General features: G+C 72.7%; 16 protein-coding genes. 7 read left to right on the forward strand and 9 right to left on the reverse strand.

Features of this window, described 5'->3' with window-relative positions; all coding sequences use genetic code 11:
• Positions 1–200: 200 nt before the first annotated feature.
• The 3 genes from ACIPWA_RS14680 to ACIPWA_RS14690 all read left to right on the forward strand — a co-directional run bounded on the left by ACIPWA_RS14680 (position 201) and on the right by ACIPWA_RS14690 (position 2,992).
• A complete protein-coding gene (locus ACIPWA_RS14680; RefSeq protein ID WP_056652860.1) occupies positions 201–671 on the forward strand; it encodes an NfeD family protein in 471 nt (156 codons plus the stop codon).
• Between the two features lie 163 nt (positions 672–834).
• The gene (locus tag ACIPWA_RS14685) at positions 835–2,322 is read left to right on the forward strand and encodes a flotillin family protein (RefSeq protein ID WP_068623453.1); all 1,488 of its coding nucleotides are present in this window, start codon (positions 835–837) and stop codon (positions 2,320–2,322) included.
• Positions 2,323–2,440: 118 nt separating this feature from the next.
• Positions 2,441–2,992 carry a DivIVA domain-containing protein gene (locus tag ACIPWA_RS14690; protein ID WP_400291216.1) on the forward strand — a complete coding sequence of 184 codons (552 nt, stop codon included), beginning with the start codon at positions 2,441–2,443 and terminating at the stop codon, positions 2,990–2,992.
• Positions 2,993–3,004: 12 nt separating this feature from the next.
• On the opposite strand, the gene ACIPWA_RS14695 is transcribed toward ACIPWA_RS14690, so the two are convergent.
• Together ACIPWA_RS14695 and ACIPWA_RS14700 are read right to left on the reverse strand one after the other, a co-directional pair.
• The gene (locus tag ACIPWA_RS14695) at positions 3,005–3,670 is read right to left on the reverse strand and encodes a class I SAM-dependent methyltransferase (protein ID WP_400291217.1); all 666 of its coding nucleotides are present in this window, start codon (positions 3,668–3,670) and stop codon (positions 3,005–3,007) included.
• A gap of 110 nt (positions 3,671–3,780) precedes the next feature.
• Complete coding sequence (locus ACIPWA_RS14700) at positions 3,781–4,596, reverse strand: GAP family protein (RefSeq protein ID WP_400291218.1); 816 nt, start codon at positions 4,594–4,596, stop codon at positions 3,781–3,783.
• A gap of 126 nt (positions 4,597–4,722) precedes the next feature.
• Here ACIPWA_RS14700 and ACIPWA_RS14705 point away from each other — a divergent pair, with 126 nt between their 5' ends.
• Positions 4,723–6,528: an ATP-binding protein gene (locus ACIPWA_RS14705; protein WP_400291219.1), complete on the forward strand. Its 1,806-nt coding sequence runs from the start codon at positions 4,723–4,725 to the stop codon at positions 6,526–6,528.
• On the forward strand, positions 6,525–7,244 hold the full coding sequence (locus tag ACIPWA_RS14710; RefSeq protein ID WP_400291221.1) for a response regulator: 720 nt from the start codon (positions 6,525–6,527) through the stop codon (positions 7,242–7,244). The genes ACIPWA_RS14705 and ACIPWA_RS14710 overlap by 4 nt, the downstream gene beginning before the upstream one ends.
• 95 nt (positions 7,245–7,339) lie before the next feature.
• Here ACIPWA_RS14710 and ACIPWA_RS14715 read toward each other — a convergent pair whose 3' ends face one another.
• The 4 genes from ACIPWA_RS14715 to ACIPWA_RS14730 all read right to left on the reverse strand — a co-directional run bounded on the left by ACIPWA_RS14715 (position 7,340) and on the right by ACIPWA_RS14730 (position 11,933).
• The gene (locus ACIPWA_RS14715) at positions 7,340–8,827 is read right to left on the reverse strand and encodes a sugar porter family MFS transporter (RefSeq protein WP_082609042.1); all 1,488 of its coding nucleotides are present in this window, start codon (positions 8,825–8,827) and stop codon (positions 7,340–7,342) included.
• A gap of 82 nt (positions 8,828–8,909) precedes the next feature.
• Positions 8,910–9,545: a hypothetical protein gene (locus tag ACIPWA_RS14720; RefSeq protein WP_400291222.1), complete on the reverse strand. Its 636-nt coding sequence runs from the start codon at positions 9,543–9,545 to the stop codon at positions 8,910–8,912.
• Positions 9,546–9,742: 197 nt separating this feature from the next.
• Complete coding sequence (locus ACIPWA_RS14725; RefSeq protein ID WP_400291224.1) at positions 9,743–11,122, reverse strand: MFS transporter; 1,380 nt, start codon at positions 11,120–11,122, stop codon at positions 9,743–9,745.
• 124 nt (positions 11,123–11,246) lie between these two features.
• On the reverse strand, positions 11,247–11,933 hold the full coding sequence (locus ACIPWA_RS14730; RefSeq protein ID WP_068623442.1) for a FadR/GntR family transcriptional regulator: 687 nt from the start codon (positions 11,931–11,933) through the stop codon (positions 11,247–11,249).
• Positions 11,934–12,068: 135 nt separating this feature from the next.
• Here ACIPWA_RS14730 and ACIPWA_RS14735 point away from each other — a divergent pair, with 135 nt between their 5' ends.
• A complete protein-coding gene (locus ACIPWA_RS14735) occupies positions 12,069–12,734 on the forward strand; it encodes a gluconokinase (RefSeq protein WP_400291225.1) in 666 nt (221 codons plus the stop codon).
• Positions 12,731–14,143, forward strand: a complete 1,413-nt coding sequence (locus ACIPWA_RS14740; protein ID WP_400291227.1) for a GntT/GntP/DsdX family permease — start codon at positions 12,731–12,733, stop codon at positions 14,141–14,143. The genes ACIPWA_RS14735 and ACIPWA_RS14740 overlap by 4 nt, the downstream gene beginning before the upstream one ends.
• A 336-nt stretch (positions 14,144–14,479) precedes the next feature.
• On the opposite strand, the gene ACIPWA_RS14745 is transcribed toward ACIPWA_RS14740, so the two are convergent.
• The 3 genes from ACIPWA_RS14745 to ACIPWA_RS14755 all read right to left on the reverse strand — a co-directional run bounded on the left by ACIPWA_RS14745 (position 14,480) and on the right by ACIPWA_RS14755 (position 18,281).
• A complete protein-coding gene (locus ACIPWA_RS14745) occupies positions 14,480–15,847 on the reverse strand; it encodes a hypothetical protein (RefSeq protein ID WP_400291228.1) in 1,368 nt (455 codons plus the stop codon).
• A 92-nt stretch (positions 15,848–15,939) separates the two neighbouring features.
• On the reverse strand, positions 15,940–17,085 hold the full coding sequence (locus ACIPWA_RS14750) for a hypothetical protein (RefSeq protein ID WP_400291229.1): 1,146 nt from the start codon (positions 17,083–17,085) through the stop codon (positions 15,940–15,942).
• 107 nt (positions 17,086–17,192) lie between these two features.
• A complete protein-coding gene (locus ACIPWA_RS14755) occupies positions 17,193–18,281 on the reverse strand; it encodes a VIT1/CCC1 transporter family protein (protein WP_068623435.1) in 1,089 nt (362 codons plus the stop codon).
• Between the last annotated feature and the right edge of the window lie 59 nt (positions 18,282–18,340).

Consider the following 18,340-nt stretch of genomic DNA (forward strand, 5'->3'; position numbering starts at 1 on the left):
TACCCCGGTGCGGTTCTGACAACTCGTCCTCGGCACGCGGACCGACCACCGAGGGCCGAAGACCCCATGGTGCGGAGTCCCCATCTCGTCGAAGGGCACCCTTGAGTCACGCTAGAGTTCGGGCAAGTTCACGATCACGTCAAGTGTTCGGGCGACCAGTGCTCGACGGCGGGGCGTGACCGACCCCAGGGGGTTTCACGGTGATCACGTTCGTCGTCGTCGGCATCGTCGGGCTGGCTCTCGTCCTGTTCTCGATGATCCTCGGTGAGTTCATCGAGCTCGGCGACGGAGCCGTGTCCGGGACCTCGCTGGGCGTCGGGGCCATCGTGTTCGGCGCGACCGGCGCGATCGTCGTGTCGAACGACCTGCCGATCGTCCTCGCGTACGTCGGCTCCGCGGTGCTCGCGGTCCTCGTGGTCCTCCTCGTGCACGTGCTCACCAAGAAGCTGCGCGAGTCCGACGACGCCGTGCCCGTGTCCCTCGTGGGCGTCCAGGGCACCGCGACCAGCGACATCTCCGCCGCGACCGGCGAGGTCTCGCTCGACGCCGCGCACGAGCTCGAGCGACGCCTCGCCTGGGCCGACGAGCCCATCCCGACCGGGGCCCGCGTCGTGGTCCTCGAGCAGTCCGGCACGCGCGTCCGCGTCCGGCGCCACTACCCCAACGACTGACCCGCCGGCCCAGCGGCTCACCCTCCCGCCCGACGACTGACCCTCCCGCCAGGGACCCCTCACCCCGGGAACCCGGCAGCACCACCCGCACCACGGCACGACCCGCACGACCCGCTCGCACGACCCGCCACCGAAAGGAGTCGCGCCGCAGGCGCGTACAGACATGCTCGAAGATTCCAACGTCGTCGGCATCATCGCCACGATCGCCCTGATCATCGCGTTCTTCGCGATCATCACGTTCATCGCCAAGCGCATCCGCCGCGTTCCCCCGAACGAGGCCCTGATCATCGTCGGGCGCGGCGCAGGCCGCAAGGAGGCCGCCGGCACCGGCCAGCGCGTCGTCACGGGCGGCCGCACGTTCGTGTGGCCCATCCTCCAGCAGGGCTTCTCCATCTCGCTCGAGCAGCGCCAGATCGGCATCACGGTCGAGGGCGTCGACAAGAACCGCATCAAGATCGCCATCAAGGCGTCGATCAACTTCAAGGTCCGTGGCGACGAGGAGGGCGTGCGTCGCGCGGCCCAGCGCTTCCTGTCCCAGCAGGGCACGCTGACCGAGATCATCAAGGAGTCCCTCGAGGGCTCGCTGCGCTCGATCGTGGGCGACATGACGATCGAGCAGATCATCTCCGACCGCAAGGGCCTCTCGGACCGCGTCGTCGAGTCCACCAAGACGGACCTCTCGGAGCAGGGCCTGCAGGTCGACCTCCTCAACATCTCGGACATCTCGACCCCGGGCTCCGACTACCTCGCCAACCTCGGTCGCGCCGAGGCCGCCCGCGCCCGCCAGGTCGCCGAGGTCTCCGAGGCCGAGGCCCAGCGCGCGTCCGAGTTCGCCGCGATCGACGCCGCCGAGCAGATCGCCGAGCGCCAGAAGGCGCTCGACCTCAAGCGCGCCATCATCAAGGCCGAGACCGACAAGGCCAACGCCGAGGCCGAGGCCGCGGGTCAGCTCGCGCGCGCCGAGCAGGAGCGGCTCGTCGCGGTCGAGGAGCGCGAGGCGCTGTCCGAGCAGGCCCGCGTGACGCAGGAGCGTCTCGACATCGAGATCCGCAAGCCCGCCGAGGCCGCGGCCTACGCCGAGGTCCAGCGAGCCAACGCCCAGCGTGACTCGTCGAACGCCGCCACCGAGGCCGACGCGTACAAGCGCACCACGATCGCCGAGGCCAACAAGACCGCCGCGATCCAGGACGCCGAGGCCTCCGCGGCCGCCGTCCGTCGCGCCGGCGAGGCCGAGCGTGACCGCCAGGTCGCCCTGGCCGTCGGTATCAAGGCCGAGGGTGAGGCACGCGCGTTCGCGGTCGAGGCCGAGGGCCGCGCCGAGGCCGTCGCGACCGACGCCAAGGCCGAGGCGCTCAAGAAGTACGGCGAGGCGGCCCTGGTCCAGGAGCTCATCGAGCGCCTGCCGGAGATCGTCCGCGCCGCGGCCGAGCCCATCGGCAAGATCCAGGGCATGACCGTCATCTCGACCGACGGTGCGAGCGCGATCACCAAGAACGTCGCGTCGGTCCTGGGCGAGGGCCAGCAGGTCATCAAGCAGCTCACGGGCGTCGACATCAACCAGCTCATCGCCGGGCTGGCCGGTGGGCACCTGAGCGGCCAGTCCGTGTCGAACGGATCGTCGTCCGCGTCGTCGGCGGCGTCGTCCAACTGACGAACCCGATGCCGGGGTGGAGCCGAGCGCGTGAGGTGGACCCTGCCGGGGTCCACCTCACGCAGGAGGGTCCACCCCGGCGCCGTCCTCCGTCCCACCCCACCCATCGGAGCCCCGCATGCTGAGCGCCCAGCAGGTCCTGGACACGACGTTCACCGCGACCAAGTTCCGCGAGGGCTACGACGTCGAGCAGGTCGACATCTACCTCGACGACGTCAGCGCGACGCTCAAGGCGTACGAGGCGGGCGGCCGTCCCGGCCCGGGACTGCTCACCTCGGTCGAGGCCCGAGGCGCCCGGTTCTCGGCCACGAAATGGCGTGAGGGCTACGACGTCACCGAGGTCGACGACCTCATCGATTCGATCGTCGGCACACTCCAGTCCTACGAGGCCCGGCCCACCCCGGCCCTGCACCCGACCGACGCGGTGAGCGACGCCGTCGGGCAGCAGGACACGACCGCCCCACCGTCACCCGCTGCCGGTGCGGCTGCCGGCGACGGCGCCCGGCCCCTCGGCGTCCACGACCTGACGACCCAGCTCCAGTACGCCCGCGTCCGCGCGAACGGCAGCGACCGGCTCGTCGTGCTGCTGCCCGACGGCTCGACGGCCCACGTGACCGCCCTCGATGCCGGGCCGCACGGGATCACGCTCCGCACCGCGCCCCAGGCGTAGCCGGGGACGGTCCTAGGGCCGCCGCACCCGCAGCACCGTGTCGCGGATCGTCACGGGCTCCCCGTCGGCGCCGAGCATCTCGCGCTCGGGCGCGGTGTTCGTCTCGACGTCCCACCCGTCGAGGTCGAGCTCGGCCAGGAGGTCGTCCCCCGTGTAGAAGAAGTGCTCGTCGAAGTCCTTGCGCACGGTCTCGTGGTCCGCAGGGTGGTGCCCGACGACGAGCAGCCGCCCGCCCGGCGCGACCGCCTGTGCGAGGCGCGGGAAGACCTGCCGGCGCAGGTCGGCCGGCAGGTGCATGAAGTGGGCCGTCACGAGGTCGAACCGCTCGTCCCCCGGCTCCCACCCGAGCAGGTCGCCCTGGCGCCACTCGATCCGCGCCGCGACCTCGGCCCCTACCGCGGCGGCGTGGGACGCGGCCTTCTCGAGCGCCACGGGCGACACGTCGAGCCCCACGACGTCCCACCCCTGCTGCGCGAGCCACACCGCGTCGGCCCCCTCGCCCGCGCCCACGTCGAGCGCCCGCCCCGTGGGCAGGTCCGCCACCTCGCGTACGAGCTGCGGGTTCGGGTTGCCGCTCCACACCGCGGCCGTCGAGCCGTAGCGCTCGTCCCAGAAGGCCTGGTCGAAGTGGTGCTGCTGGTGGCCGTGGCCGTGCTCGTGGTCGTGCTGCTGGGTCACGTTCGCTCCTCGGGTCGGTGCCGGCCCGGGACGGCCGTCACTCCCGACCTTGCTGCCGCACCCCGCCCCGAGGCAAGTCCGGTTGCCGTTCCGGCAAGATCCGCGGACATTCAGCCCATCCAGCCGAGCCAGACCACGGCGTCGCGCGCGAGCAGGAAGCCCACGATCCCCACGACCCACGCCGTGGTCGACGCCGCGTTCTTCGTCATCCACACGTTGAGCCGGTCGAGGAGCGGGCCCACCTGCCGGGCCGCGAGGACACGACCCGCCAGCAGGACGAGCGCGGGCAGCACCATGACGACGCAGTACCCCGCGAGGACCAGCCCGGTCGTCGGCCACCCCAGGCCCGCCTGGGTGAGCAGCCCGATCGCCGCGAGGTACGGGAGCATCGACGCGAGCTCGATCGCCGCGGCACCCAGCGCGAGGCCCATGAGGGCCGTCACGGATCCCGTCTCCGGCGCGGTGTCGACGCCCGCGCGGGGCGGGGTCACGCGCACGGGGTGCGCTCCGCCGTCGGGCAGGGGAAGCAGGCCCGACGGCGCCGCGCCCTCCCCGCCCGACGTCCCCATCGCGCGGGCCCGCCACCGCAGGACGCGCCCCTGACCGGTCGACGACCCCTTGGACCGGCGGTCGATCCGGAAGCTGTACGCGACCAGGCCCACCCCGAGCAGCAGCTCGACGATCCTGACCGGGCGGGTCTCGACGACCTGCCCGAGGACGTCGGCGAACGCGCCCGCGCCCAGCGCGACGACCAGGCCGACCGCGAGATAGAACCCGACGATCGTGGCCAGGTAGACGAGCATCCGCGCGACCCGCACCCGGCCCGGGGTCATGAGCAGCCACACCGGGATCAGCAAGGTGCCGAAGCTCGTCGAGTCGACGAGGGCCAGGACCGCGAGCGCCCCGAGGAGAGGAAGGAGTTCCATGCCGCAAGGCTCGCTGCCGGAGATGGGCCTGTCGTCGGGCGGACGGGCGATCCTTGCCGGGCGCTGCGCCGCGCCGTACATCGTTCGGGCGATCCACGGCCCGGCCCCCTGTGCTGAGATGGGAACGTGCCCGATCCCCTGCCCGCTCCTGCGTCGGACGGCGTGACCGCGACCGCGTCCGCCGGCGACGGCGCTGGTGGTGGCGACGGCTCGGGCGCTCCGGACGCCCGGGCCGCCGGCTCGTCACCCCGTGCGTCGCGCGTGCGGCGCGTGGTCAGCACCGTCGCCACGGGCCTGCGCACCGACAGCAGGCGCGGCGACGCGTACAACGCCGTCGGGATGTTCGTGATCGGGGTCCTGCTCCTGCTCGTCGACGTCGTGCAGGTGTGGTCGATCCCGCCACTCGTGACGGTCGACGGGCGCTGGTGGCACGTGCTGCCCCTGCTCGCCGGGTGCGTCGCGCTGGTCTTCAAGCGCGCGCATCCGGCGGTCGCGCTCAGCGTCGGGACCGTGGCGTTCGCGGTCGACCTGTCGTTCGGGGGCAGCCTCGGCATGGTCCTGGTCCTGTGGGACCTGCTCTACGCGAGCGGGCTGCACGGCAGCAGGCGGCTGCGGACGGTGGTGGGGGTCGCCGTCGGGGTGATGGTCGTCGCGGTCGCGGTGCTCACGGGGGAGCACTACCGGGACGTGCAAGGGTTCGTGGTCGGCGGCATCCAGGTCGCAGCGATCCTCGCGACACCGCTCTGGTGGGCCGCGAACGTGCGGCAGAAGTCCGACCTCGCGGACCTCGCCGCCGAGCGGGCCGACCTCGAGGCGGAGCGCGCCGACCTCGAGGCCCAGCGTGCGGCCGACCTCGAGCAGATCGCGACGCTCGGGCAGCACGAGGCCGTGCGCGCGGAGAGGGCCGCGATGGCGCGCGACCTGCACGACGTCATCGCGTCCCACCTGTCCGCCATCGCGATCCACTCGGGGGCCGCGCTCGCGTCGCCACCCGATGCCGCGCGGGACCGCGCCGCGCTCGAGCTCGTGCGGTCGAGCAGCATCACGTCGCTCGAGGAGATGCGGGCCATGATCCTGCTGCTGCGCTCGGACCTGCCGCGGGACGGTGCGTCTCGCGCTGGTGCGCTCGGCGTGGATCAGTTGTCAGAACGTGGCCGGGGTATGGACCGGCTCAGTTCTGACAACTTGTCCCCAGACAGTGGTCCTCCAGACCTGCGCGAGGGGGTGCCCCTCGCCCCTGCCGATCAGTTGTCAGAACGTGGCCGGGGTATGGACCGGCTCAGTTCTGACAACAGAGCCACGGTGCTCGGGGGTGAAGCCGTCGCCGCCCCCGCACGGCTCGCCCGGCTCGACGACGTCCTCGTCTCCGCACGCGCGCAGGGGCTCACGGTCGACGTCGAGGACCCGGACGACGCCCGCTCGGCGACGCTCCCCGCGGCCGTCGACCAGGCTGCGCACCGGATCGCGCAGGAAGCCCTGACCAATGCCGCCAAGCACGCGCCCGGCGGGCGGGTGCTGGTCACGCTCGGGCTGGGACCGGACCGCCTCACGGTCGAGGTCACGAGCTCCCTCACCGACGAACCCCGCCCGCTCCCGCCGAGCCTGAGCACCCGCACCGGGCTCCTCACGATGCGCGAGCGCGCCGAGGCTCTGGGCGGCACGTTCAGGGCGGGCCCTGTCGACGCACGTACTACCGGTCCCCGTGCCGCGGGCGGAGCCTGGCACGTGCGGGCCGTGCTGCCCCTGGGCCGACCGGCCGGTCCCCCGACCGCCCCCTCCCCGACTGCCACGACCGCCACGGATCAGTTGTCAGAAGCAGGCCGGGGTATCGACCGGCCCAGATCTGACAACTCCTCGGCCGACGGGATCCCACCGACCCCGCACGGTCGCAGCGCTCCACGCCACACCGACCCACCCGGAGACCCCGCATGATCCGCGTCCTGCTCGCCGACGACCACGCCGCGATCCGCGCCGGCCTCCGGTTCCTGCTCGACTCGGCACCGGACATCGAGGTCGTCGGCGAGGCCGGCGACGGCGCGGCCGCGATCACCAACGCCCGCGCGCTGCGCCCCGAGGTCGTGCTCATGGACCTGCGCATGCCCGGCGTCGACGGCATCGAGGCCACGCGCACGATCGTCTCCGAGAAGCTCGCCGAGGTCCTCGTCCTCACGACGTTCGACCTCGACGAGTACGTCGACGAGGCACTGCGCGCCGGAGCCGCAGGGTTCCTGCTCAAGACCGCGGAGCCCGCCGCGCTCATCGACGCGGTCCGCCGGGTCGCGGCGGGCGACGGGGTCCTGGCCCCCGAGGTCACGCGCCGCCTGTTGGCGGCGTTCGCGTCCGCCCCGAGGCCCGACGGCGCCGCTCACCTCGCGGGGCGAGCGGCGCCGTCGGGCACGGGTCGGACGGGCGGCACGCCGGCCGACGAACAACGCGGCGAGACCACCGCGCGGCTCCGCGAGCTGACCCCGCGCGAGGTCGACGTGCTCGCGGCCCTCGGGCGGGGGCTGTCGAACCAGGGCATCGCCGACGAGCTGTTCATCAGCGAGGCTACGGCCAAGACGCACGTGTCGCGCGTGCTCGCGAAGGTCCAGGTCACGACGCGCATGCAGGCCGCGATCGTCGCGCGGGACGCGGGGCTCGCGTAGCGCACCGCGCCTCTACGCCGAGAAGTGAGCAGATGCCCCTGATCCGCGCGGATCAGGGGCATCTGCTCACTTCTCGGCAGGGGCGGGGCTGTGCCTCAGGCCGACTCGACGATGTGGCCCCGCTTGATCACGAAGTCGTCGCGCATGTCCTCGAGCTCCTTGCCGCGCGTCTCCGGGATCTTGTAGAAGACGAAGAACAGCGACAGCAGCGCGAAGAACGCGTAGAACGCGTACGCGAAGCTCAGACCGATGTCCGCCAGGACGGGGAACGACGTCGAGATCGCGAAGTTCGCGACCCACTGCGCGGCTGCGGCGACGGCCAGCGCGCTCGCACGGATGCGGTTGGGGAACATCTCGCCCAGCAGCACCCAGACGACCGGCCCCCACGACGCCCCGAAGAACACCACGAACGCGTTGGCCGCGATGAGCGCGACCGTGGCCCAGGCGCCGTCGAGCGAGGCCGTGGACGTGCCGTCGGAGGCCGTGGTCATCGTGGCCTGCGTGAACGCGACGGCCATCATGCCCAGCGAGACGAACATGCCCGTCGACCCCGCGAGGAGCAGGATGCGGCGGCCGATGCGGTCGATCAGCAAGATCGCGACGATCGTCACCACGATGTTGGTGACCGAGGTGATGACCGAGGTCAGGAGCGCGTCGTCCTCCGAGAACCCGACCGACCGCCACAGCGTCGTCGAGTAGTAGAAGATCACGTTGATGCCCACGAACTGCTGGAAGACCGAGAGCAGGATGCCGACCCAGACGATCGGCTTGAGGCCCAGCCGCTTGCCCCGCAGGTCCTTGAGCGAGGCCTTGGTGTCCGACTTGAGGGAGTTCTCGATGTCCGCGATCTTGTGGTCGACGTCCTGGACCCCCGTGAACTCCCGCAGGACCTCGGCCGCCTTCTTGGTCTCCCCCTTGGCGACCAGGTAGCGGGGAGACTCGGGGATGCGCAGCGCGAACAGACCGTACGCGACCGCCGGGACGGCCGCGGCCATGAACATCCAGCGCCACGCCTCCTGACCCAGCCACAGGACGTTCGACGCGCCACCCGCGGCCCCGGCCAGCGCTGCGTCGGTGAGGAGGGAGGCGAAGATACCGGTCACGATCGCGAGCTGCTGCAGAGACCCGAGCCGGCCACGGATGCGGGCCGGGGAGACCTCCGCGATGTACGCGGGAGCGATGACCGACGCAGCCCCGATCCCCAGGCCGCCGATGACGCGCCACAGGATCAGGTCCACGACCGAGAACGCGAGGCCGGACCCGAACGCCGACACGAAGAACAGCGCCGACGCGATGAGCATGACCTTGATGCGGCCGATCTTGTTCGCGACCGGACCCGCGAACCACGCACCCACCGCACAGCCGATCAGCGCGGACGAGACCGCGAAGCCCGTGATCGCCGCGTTGAGCTCGAACGTCTCGGACAGGGAGTCGACGGCCCCGTTGATCACCGCCGTGTCGAACCCGAACAGGAAGCCACCGAGCGCTGCTGCGAGGCTGATCCCGACGACTTTCTTGTTGAGCCGCTTGGCCTGCGCCTGAGCGCGGGGATCCCCCGCCGCTCCTGCGTCGTTGCTGGTCATGACGACCCCCTCCGTGTCAGGTTTCCCTTCGACGATAGTGACGAGAGGGCGCGGTCGCGCGGTGAAGCGACCGTGGTGAGCGTCACGCGATCGCGTCGAGGACCATCCAGGTGACGTGCCTCGTCCGGGGGTCGACGGCGTCGCCCGGGTTCCACACGGCGTCGCACCCCGCCGGGGTCCCCGAGACCGGAGCCCAGTCGAGGCCCGTCGAGGCGACGAGGTGCAGGACGGCGGCCTCGGCGTCGTCGCTCGCGACCCGCGGCCAGGCGAGCCCGGTCACGACGACCCAGGTGCCCGGGACCTTCCAGTACTCGACTGGCTCGTCGACGTCGACGGGCTCGAGGCCGAGCGCGGCCACGACCGCGCGCGCCCTGGCTGCCGCCTCGTCGGCACCGCCTGCCTCGACGTGCGTCCGGAGGGAGACGTGACGACGGCGCAGGCGTTCGCCCGGCCGCGAGGATGCTTCGCGCTCGTGCTGCTCGACGGTCGCCCGACGCCCCTCGTCGTCGCGGAACCAGCCGGTCGCTACGAGGCGTTCGGCAGCGGCGCCGACGAGGTCGGCCTCGCCGTCGAGCTCGACGGCGAAGGCCCAGGGCTCACCCGGCCCAGGACGCGAGACCCCGCGCACCACGCCGGTCCCGGCGATCCCGGCCGTCGCCCCCAGCACACAGACCTCCTGGCCGAACCAGAACGGCGGCAGCTCCTCCTCGATCTCCACGTCAGGACCGTAGCTCGTCGCCGGACCGTAGAGGGTCGCTGCGTCGAGCGGCCGCGGCCCGGAGCAGCAGCGGTGCGCTCGCGAGACCGGCGACCGCGTAGGTCCGGATCGCGCGCCGGAGCTCCTCCTCGGGCCCGGGAGCCTCTGGGCGGGCTGCGGTCGTGCGGGTGGTGGTGCCAGGAACGGGTCCGGCACCCCTACGGCTCGGGGTGCAGCGCGTCGTACCTGAGGAAGCGCGGCTGCGTCCGCAGGATCAGCCACACCACGACGATGCAGGCCAGCCCGCCCGCGACCGCGGCCCACGCCTCGCCGAACCAGCTCGCCTGGGCGCCGAGGACCACCTCGCCCAGGCGCGGGCCGCCCGCGACGACGACGATGAAGACGCCCTGGAGGCGGCCTCGCATGTCGTCGGGGGTCGCGGTCTGGAGGATCGTCTGGCGGAAGACCGCGCTCACCGCGTCGGACGCCCCGGCCAGCGCGAGCGCGACGCACGCCGCGACCAGGCCGCCCACGAGCACCTGCGGCGGGTTGCTCGAGCCCACGAGGAGCAGCACGGCACCGAACGCCGCGATCGACAGCCCCCACGCCGTGATGGCCCACGCGATCACGAGCCCCTGCCAGCGCACGCGCGAGAGCGCGCCCGAGAAGACCCCGGCGAGCACCGCGCCGACCGCGAACGCCGCGCTCAGCACCCCCGTCGTGGTCTCGCCGCCACCGATGAAGAGCACGCCGACCGCGGGCAGCAGCACGCGCGGGAACGCGAGGATCATCGCGGCGAGGTCGACCAGGAAGGTCGTGCGCACGTTGGGCCGGGTCGCGAGGTAGCGCAGGCCGTCGACGACCGAGCTGATGCCGACGACCTTGCGGCGGGGCACCGACGGCTCCCCGGCCTCGCCACCAGCCACGTCGTCAGACGTGCCCCGGTGGGGAGCCCGGTCCAGCTCTGACGACGTGTCCTCGGGAGACAGGACCGGCGGGATCGACGGCAGCCGCCACACGGCCCACAGCGCCGCGGCGAACAGCACCACGTCGATCGAGTACGCGATCCCGTACCCCCACAGCGCCACGAGGAACGCGCCGAGCAGCGGGCCCACGGTCAGCGCGATGCTCCACGAGATGGTCTGCAGCGCGTTCGCGGCGGGCAGGAGGCGGGGCTCGACCAAGCGCGGGATGATCGCCGAGCGCGCGGGGTTGTTGATAGCGAACGCGGCCGACTGGAGCGCCACGAGCCCGTACAGGACCCCGACCGACCCGACGTCGAGCCACGCCTGGAGCGCGAGCAGTCCCGTGACGACCCACAGCGCCCACGACGCGAGCAGCGCGACCTTGCGGCGGTCGTAGGCGTCGACGAGCGCGCCCCCGTACAGGCCGAGCGCCACGAGGGGCACGAGCGCGAAGATGCCCAGCACGCCGACCGCGAGCGTCGAGCCCGTGAGCGCGTACACCTGCAGCCCCACGGCGACGACGGTCAGCTGCGAGCCGAGGTTGGAGACCCCGAGCCCCCACCACAGCCGACGGAACGGCGGGGAGACGCGGAGCGGGGTCGTGTCGGCAAGGATGCCGTCGAGGCGGGGCACGATCGACGAGGCTACCTCGCGGCGGTCGGAAGACCGTCTCCCGAGGCGACCGTCTCAGAACCGCGGGTCGCTCCGCGGGGTGCGCGGCGCCGTCGGGCCGTGGGCGCGTCAGGCCGTGGGCGCGTCAGGCCGTGAGCGCTGCCCGGACCTCCCCGACGAGCGCGGCCATGGCGCGCTCGGCCTCGGCGGCGTCCCCCGCGGCGACCGCGCGGGCCACGGCCTCGTGCTCGTCGAGCGCCTCGGCGACGGGGGCCTGCGGCATGAGGCCCAGGTGCGTGCGCCCGGCGAGGACCTCGCCCACGACCTCGTGCAGCGCGGCGAACATCTCGTTGCCCGACGACCGCAGGAGCAGCGCGTGCAGGCGGATGTCGAGCACGAGGAACTCCTCGAGGCGTCCGGCCTCGCCCAGCTCGCGCATGCGCGCGGCGAGCTCGACGAGCTCTGTGCGGGCCTCGGGGGTCGCGTGCCGGGCGGCACCCGCGGCGGCCAGGGGTTCGACGGCGCAGCGCAGCTCGGTCAGCGAGCGCAGCTGTGCGTCCCGGCCGGGTCCGGCGAGGCGCCAGCGGATGATCCGGGCGTCGTAGACGTTCCAGTCCTGCTCGGGGAGCACGACCAGGCCGATGCGACGCCCCGAGCGGACGAGGCCGAGCGCTTCGAGCTGGCGCATGGTCTCGCGGGTCACGGTGCGCGAGACACCGAACTCGGTCCCGATCCCGTCCAGGGTCAACGTGCTGCCCGCAGGGAGGTGACCTGCGGTGATGCGGTGGCCGAGGACGTCGGTCACCGAGCTGTGGAGCACCGTCGCGGACATGGGTCGAGCCTACGACCCTTTCATAGGTCACACCATTGTCTTGCCAAAGGTGATACCAATCGTGCATGCTCGGTGAGCGGCCGCAGAGGTCCGCGCACGACGCAGCAGTCGACGGACAGCCAAGGAACCCCCCTCATGGACACAGACGTCAGCCCCACCCCGGACAGGGTCGTCACCCCGTCGTCGGGCGCGGCCCCGGCCAGGACTCCCGCGGTCGACCCCGACCCCGTGCACCTCGTCATCATGGGTGTCGCCGGCTCGGGCAAGACCACGGTCGCGACCCTGCTCGCGGAACGCACGCACCGCCCGTACGCCGAGGCGGACGAGTTCCACCCGCAGGCCAACATCGACAAGATGAGCGCGGGCACCCCGCTCACCGACGAGGACCGCTGGCCCTGGCTCCGCGCGATGCGCGACTGGCTCGACGAGCAGGCCGCCGAGGGCGACTCGGCGGTCGTGACGTGCTCGGCGCTCAAGCACAGCTACCGGGACCTGCTGCGGACCGCGCACGGGCGCGTCCGGTTCGTGCACCTCACGGGCAGCACCGAGCTGCTCGAGGACCGCATGACGCACCGCAGCGGGCACTTCATGCCCGCGTCCCTGCTGCCGTCCCAGCTCGCGACGCTCGAACCCCTCGCGGCCGACGAGGACGGGATCACGCTCGACGTCGGCGCACCGCCCGAGGAGCTCGTGGACCGGATCCTCGCGTCCACGGCCCTGCCCCACCCCACGATCCCCCGCGCCGACGGACGAGCGCGGCGCACCCCGACCAGAACGTCCATCCACCCCGAGGAGCGATGATGCTCACCCTCGCCTCGCACCCGCTCGCCGCGGGCGCCCTGCGCGCAGCCACCGAGACGCCGACGACCGACGCCGGGACGACCCAGCTCATCCTCGCGGCCGTGCTCGGGATCGCCACGATCATCGTCCTGATCGTGTGGCTCAAGCTCCACCCGTTCCTGTCCCTCATGATCGGCTCGGCGGTCCTCGCGATCGTCGCGGGCATCGACTTCGTGAGCGCGTTCGTGAGCTTCTCGGCGGGGCTCGGCTCGACCGTCGCGGGGGTCGGCGTCCTCATCGCGCTCGGCGCGATCATCGGCAAGATGCTCATCGACTCGGGCGGCGCGGACCAGATCGTCGACACGATCCTGGCGCGCACGCCCCTGCAGCGGCTGCCGTGGGCCATGGCGCTCATCGCGTTCGTGGTCGGCATCCCGCTGTTCTTCGAGGTCGGCGTGGTCCTGCTCATCCCCGTCGTCATGATGGTCGCGCGGCGCTCCAAGGTCTCCCCGATCCTCGTCGGCATCCCGGCCCTCGCGGGGCTGTCGGCGCTGCACGGCCTGGTCCCCCCGCACCCGGGGCCGCTGCTCGCGATCGACGCGCTGGGCGCGAACCTCGGCCTGACGCTGGGGCTCGGCCTGCTCGTCGCGGTGCCGACCGTGATCGTCGCGGGGCCCCTGCTCGCCAAGCCGCTCGCGGTGTGGGTCAAGCTGCCCCCGCCCACGACCGTCCTGGGCGTGTCCGAGCGCGACGAGGACGCCCCGCGCCCGAGCTTCGCGGTCGCCGTCACCGTGGTCCTGCTGCCCGTGATCCTCATGCTGGCCCGGACGGTCGTCGAGATGACCGGGACCCTGGAGTCGCCCGTCGGCAAGGGGCTCGAGTTCATCGGGACGCCGCTCGTCGCGTTGCTCATCACGTCGCTCGTGTCGCTCGTGGCGTTCGGCAGCGCGATGGGTCGCACGCGCGACGAGATCAGCACGCTGGTCGACAAGTCCTTCGCCCCGATCGCGGGCATCCTGCTGATCGTGGGCGCGGGCGGCGGTTTCAAGCAGACGCTCGTCGACACGGGAGTGGGCGACGTCATCGCGAACGGGATCTCCGACGCGAACCTCTCGCCGCTCCTCGCGGGATGGCTGGTCGCGGCGCTCATCCGCGTCGCGACGGGGTCGGCGACGGTCGCGACCATCACGGCCGCCGGGATCATGGCCCCGCTCGCCGCGGGCCTCTCGCCCACGCACGCGGCGCTGCTGGTCCTCGCGATCGGCGCGGGCTCGGTGTTCCTGTCCCACGTCAACGACGCCGGGTTCTGGCTCATCAAGGAGTACTTCGGCATGACCGTGGGGCAGACGTTCAAGACGTGGTCCGTCATGGAGTGCGTGCTGTCGGTCGTGGCGCTGATCGTGATCCTGCTGCTGGGCCTGGTCGTCTAGCGCACCTCCCTGCCCGACGGCGGCCGACCGGTCCGCCGTGGGGCGCCCGCGGCGTCAGGGTTGCCGTGGCCTGTGGCCCGGCGACCCGGCGACCCGGCGACCCGGCGACCCGGCGACCCGGCGACCCGGCGACCCGGCGACCCGGCGACCCGGACCAGCATGTGTTTTCTGTGGAGCCACCACAATTGTGGTGGCTCCACAGAAAACACTCCCCAGTCCCGGCTCGGCACCCAGGACCGAGCCGGGGTCGGGCAGACGCGCTCGAGGCCGGGCCGTCCGACAGATCGGACGGCCCGGCCCTTCGGTTCACCCGAGCGTCAGCGCGCCGGGATCACCTCAGTCCGCCGAGCGGACCCCGGCTCTACGCACCGGCTCGCGTCGACGCACCAGGAGGCGGACCGCCTGGCCCAGGAGGACGAGGACTCCGGCGAACACCAGCAGCCCGTAGTCCGCACCGGTCGTCGCGAGCGATCCCGACGTCGCCGCCGTGACCGAGGCTGCGGCGACCGTGCCAGATCCCGTCACGACCTGACGGCTGACCGTCTGGACGGTGTCCGTCGACCCGGCGGGGTCGACCGAGATCGTCGGCATGACCGGGTCAACGGGGTCGACGGGGTTCGTCGGGTCCACGGGGTCCGTCGGGTCCGTCGGGTCCGTCGGGTCCGTCGGGTCGGTCGGGTCCGTGGGGTCGACGACTGCCGCGGCGGGGCACCCGACCGAGGCGTTGCCCAGGAGGCCGACGCCCAAGCAGGACACGTCCACCGGGACGGTGATCGGCAGGTTCACGCTGACGTCGGGCAGCGGTCCGAGCACGCCGTCGCTCCCGAGGAGCCCCTCAAGGAGCCCGTCCTCACCGAGGACGCCGTCCAACAGACCACCACCGGTCAGCCCACCCAGCAGGCCGCCCGGGATCCCCGTGACGCCCCCTGCGTCGGTCCCTGTACCGGCACCAGCACCTGCACCAGGAATGACTGACGCGTCTCCGAGAACGCCCACCGCGATGTCCGTCACGCTGACCGGCACCGTCACGGGGATGTCGACCGAGACACCGCCCGACGGCGCCTCACTCCCCGTAGGAGCGGGCACCGCAGCTACCGGCTGGACAGGAGCAGGCGACGAGACCGTCGCGTCGCCCAGGACGCCTGCGGCGATCCCCGAGACGTTCACTGGGACCGTGACCGGCACGTCGACATCGACGCCGGCGGATTCGGCGTCGGACACCGGAGCGGGCACAGGCGCCGGTGCAGGTGCAGGTGCAGGTGCAGGTGCAGGTGAGCTCACCGCGGCGTCCCCGAGGATGCCCACGGCGACGCCGGAGACGTCCACCGGGATCGTGATCGGCACGTCGATCGCGATGTCCGCGGGGCCACCCGTCGGGGGTGCCGTGACCGGAGCCGGCGCAGGTGCAGGAGCGGGCGCAGGTGCAGGTGCAGGTGCAGGTGCAGGTGCAGGCGAGCTCACCGCGGCGTCCCCGAGGACGCCCACGGCGACGTCCGAGACGTTGACCGGCACGTTCACCGGGACGTCGACCGCGACGTCGGGCAGGACCCCGACGACCTGGCTGAGCGAGACGTCGACGCCGAGGTCGAGTCCGAGGTTGCCGAGGAGGTCCCCCTCGGAGGCCTGGGCCGAGACGGCCCCGACGGCCAGCAGGCCGCCTGTGACGAGCGCTGTCTGCAGCGCACGACGAACGTAGGTGTGCATGATCGTTTCTCCTTGCATGACATGGACGGCGCGCCGAGAAGGGGGCTGCGCCGGATGGCTCGTGCCGCACGCGAGGGCGCGACGTGGCCAGGTCATGCAGGGGAGACAGGGACCTCGAAGAACGTGGAGGAGCGGGCCGCACGCGCCTCGGCGTCGGGCAGCGCCCAGAGCGTCGAGGGGGCGAAGAACGGGGAGTCGGCAGAGAGAGCCGAGTCACCACCGGAGCCGCCACGAGGCGACACGGTGCTGGAACCGCTCGACGGCGCCGCGGAGTCGACTCCCCCGGGCCCGGACAGAGGGCTCCCCAGGGGTTCGTGGGTGGGGCTGCTCAGCACGGCTGCGGAGGTGTCGGAGACGGAAGCGAGCGAGCCGAGCGGCGCCCTGTCGCCGAGACGGAGACGGCCGAGCGCCGCGGCCTCGAGCCTGTCCACCGACGACTCCACCCCGAGCGCTGGGAGCGCAGCATCGGGACCTGTCGATCCCCCGCCCAGGCCGGGTCCCACGTCAGGAACCGTCGCGACACCGGCTCCAGGAGCCGTGCCGCCGGGAACAGAGGGAACCACCTCGTTGCCATCACCCGGAACCGTCCCGGGACCTGTCCCCGGGAGGATCGGGTCCACGACCGGGGCCAGAGGATCCAGCACCGACCCGAGGACCGGGTCGAGCGCGCCGACCACGGGGGCCAGCGGATCGAGCACCGGGTTCAGCACGGGAGCGAGCGGCTCGAGGATCGGCGCGACCACCGGAGCCAGCGAGTCGGCGACCGGTGCGGTCACCGGGGCGAGCGTGTCGAGCACGGGCGTGACCGCCGGAGCGACCGCATCCACCACGGGCTTCGCGACCGGTGCCACGACCTGGGCGACGCCCCCCGTGACGGGAGCGACGACGTCGGCCACGGGCTTGACCACGGGTGCGACCGGAGCTGCGACCGCCTCGACGACCGGTGCGACCGGCTTCGTCACGGGGGCCACGACCTGCTGCACGACCGGGTCGAGCACGGGCTTGACGACGTCCTGCACGACGGGGGTGATGATCGGCTCGACGACCTGCTGGACCGTGCTCGTCACGGGGGCGAGGAGCCCGCCGAGACCGAGCGGGTCGTCGGCCGCGGCAGCCGAGCCGGCCGTCCCGATCGCGAGAAGCGTCCCGACCCCGGCGCCGGCACCGGCAACCAGTCCGCGCACCAGCCACCGCCGCGCGCGGGAGCGCACGGGGAGAGCTGCGGCAGACCTGGGCATCGGCATCCTCGTCGGTGGAACGGTCGTACGAGTTCCCACCGTAGGAGAGGCCGCTGCGCTCCGCACGCCGACGGCGGGCGATTCACCCGCCCCCACGACCTGCCCCGTTACCCGACCGTGGTCCCGAAGATCAGCCCCAGCGCGTACGTCGCGGCGGCTGCACCGAACCCGATCGCGATCTGGCGCAGCGCCCGCTTGACGGGTGACGCCCCCGACAGCAGCCCGACCGTGGCGCCCGTCCCGAGCAGCGCCAGCCCCACGAGGACGCTCCCGACGAGCACCGCGACCCCGCCCTGGAGGCCGAACAGGTACGGCAGCACCGGGACGAGCGCGCCCGACGCGAAGAAGAGGAACGACGACACGGCCGCCCCCATCGCGGAGCCGTGCGTCTCGAACTCGTCCACCTCGGCGGCCGGGGCGATCACGGTCGCCGCGGTGTACGTCGACAGCACCTCGCCCGCGTGCTTCTCGGCCTCGTCGGGAGTCAGGCCACGTGCCCGGTAGACGAGCGCGAGCTCGTTGGCGTCGACGTCGAGGTGCGGCAGCGCGGCCGAGGCCAACGGGCTGGGCGTCGACGCGTCGAGCAGCTCGCGCTGCGACCGCACCGACACGTACTCGCCCGCCCCCATCGACAACGCACCGGCGAGCAACCCCGCGAGACCCGTGAGCAGCACGGTCTCGTTCGACGCACCCGACGCTCCGATCCCCAGGATCAGCGCGAGGTTGGAGACCAGGCCGTCGTTCGCGCCGAACACCGCGGCGCGGAACGTCCCCGACATGCGCATGCGCCCGCGCGTCGCGAGCCCTCGCACGACCTCCTCGTGGATGCGTTCGTCGGCGGCCATCGCGGCGGTCGCGTCGACGTCGGTCTCGTACGTCGAGCGGGCCTCGGCCCGCTGCGCGAGAGCGAGCACGAACACCCCGCCGAACCGGCGCGCGAACAGCCCGAGCGACCGTGTGCGCCAGTCGCCGCGCAGGGGCTTGCCTGCGTCGTCGCCCAGCAGCGCGAGCCAGTGGTCCTCGTGGCGCTTCTCGGCGTCCGCGAGCGCCAGCAGGATCTCCTTCTCCTCGCCCGAGCGGCGCGACGCGAGGTCGCGGTAGGACGCGGCCTCAGCACGCTCGTCGGCCAGGTACTGGCGCCAGCGACGGATCTCCTGAGGGGTCCGACGACGGGCCTCGCCGGCGTGCGCGGGCATGCCGGAGCTCGGGGCAGCGGGGGGTGTCATGCGTTCATCATGGCAAGAAAGGGGCCTCC

The organism is Oerskovia enterophila, from assembly GCF_044748475.1.
GTDB classification, from domain to species: Bacteria; Actinomycetota; Actinomycetes; order Actinomycetales; family Cellulomonadaceae; genus Oerskovia; species Oerskovia enterophila.

What these genes read in the sequence shown, in the direction of transcription:
- ACIPWA_RS14745 (WP_400291228.1), bottom strand. Translation starts at nt 15,847, where the DNA reads ATGCACACCTACGTTCGTCGTGCGCTGCAGACAGCGCTCGTCACAGGC.
- ACIPWA_RS14730 (WP_068623442.1), bottom strand. Translation starts at nt 11,933, where the DNA reads ATGTCCGCGACGGTGCTCCACAGCTCGGTGACCGACGTCCTCGGCCAC.
- ACIPWA_RS14715 (WP_082609042.1), bottom strand. Translation starts at nt 8,827, where the DNA reads ATGACCAGCAACGACGCAGGAGCGGCGGGGGATCCCCGCGCTCAGGCG.
- ACIPWA_RS14685 (WP_068623453.1), top strand. Translation starts at nt 835, where the DNA reads ATGCTCGAAGATTCCAACGTCGTCGGCATCATCGCCACGATCGCCCTG.
- ACIPWA_RS14690 (WP_400291216.1), top strand. Translation starts at nt 2,441, where the DNA reads ATGCTGAGCGCCCAGCAGGTCCTGGACACGACGTTCACCGCGACCAAG.
- ACIPWA_RS14750 (WP_400291229.1), bottom strand. Translation starts at nt 17,085, where the DNA reads ATGCCCAGGTCTGCCGCAGCTCTCCCCGTGCGCTCCCGCGCGCGGCGG.
- ACIPWA_RS14700 (WP_400291218.1), bottom strand. Translation starts at nt 4,596, where the DNA reads ATGGAACTCCTTCCTCTCCTCGGGGCGCTCGCGGTCCTGGCCCTCGTC.
- ACIPWA_RS14710 (WP_400291221.1), top strand. Translation starts at nt 6,525, where the DNA reads ATGATCCGCGTCCTGCTCGCCGACGACCACGCCGCGATCCGCGCCGGC.
- ACIPWA_RS14740 (WP_400291227.1), top strand. Translation starts at nt 12,731, where the DNA reads ATGATGCTCACCCTCGCCTCGCACCCGCTCGCCGCGGGCGCCCTGCGC.
- ACIPWA_RS14735 (WP_400291225.1), top strand. Translation starts at nt 12,069, where the DNA reads ATGGACACAGACGTCAGCCCCACCCCGGACAGGGTCGTCACCCCGTCG.
- ACIPWA_RS14755 (WP_068623435.1), bottom strand. Translation starts at nt 18,281, where the DNA reads ATGCCCGCGCACGCCGGCGAGGCCCGTCGTCGGACCCCTCAGGAGATC.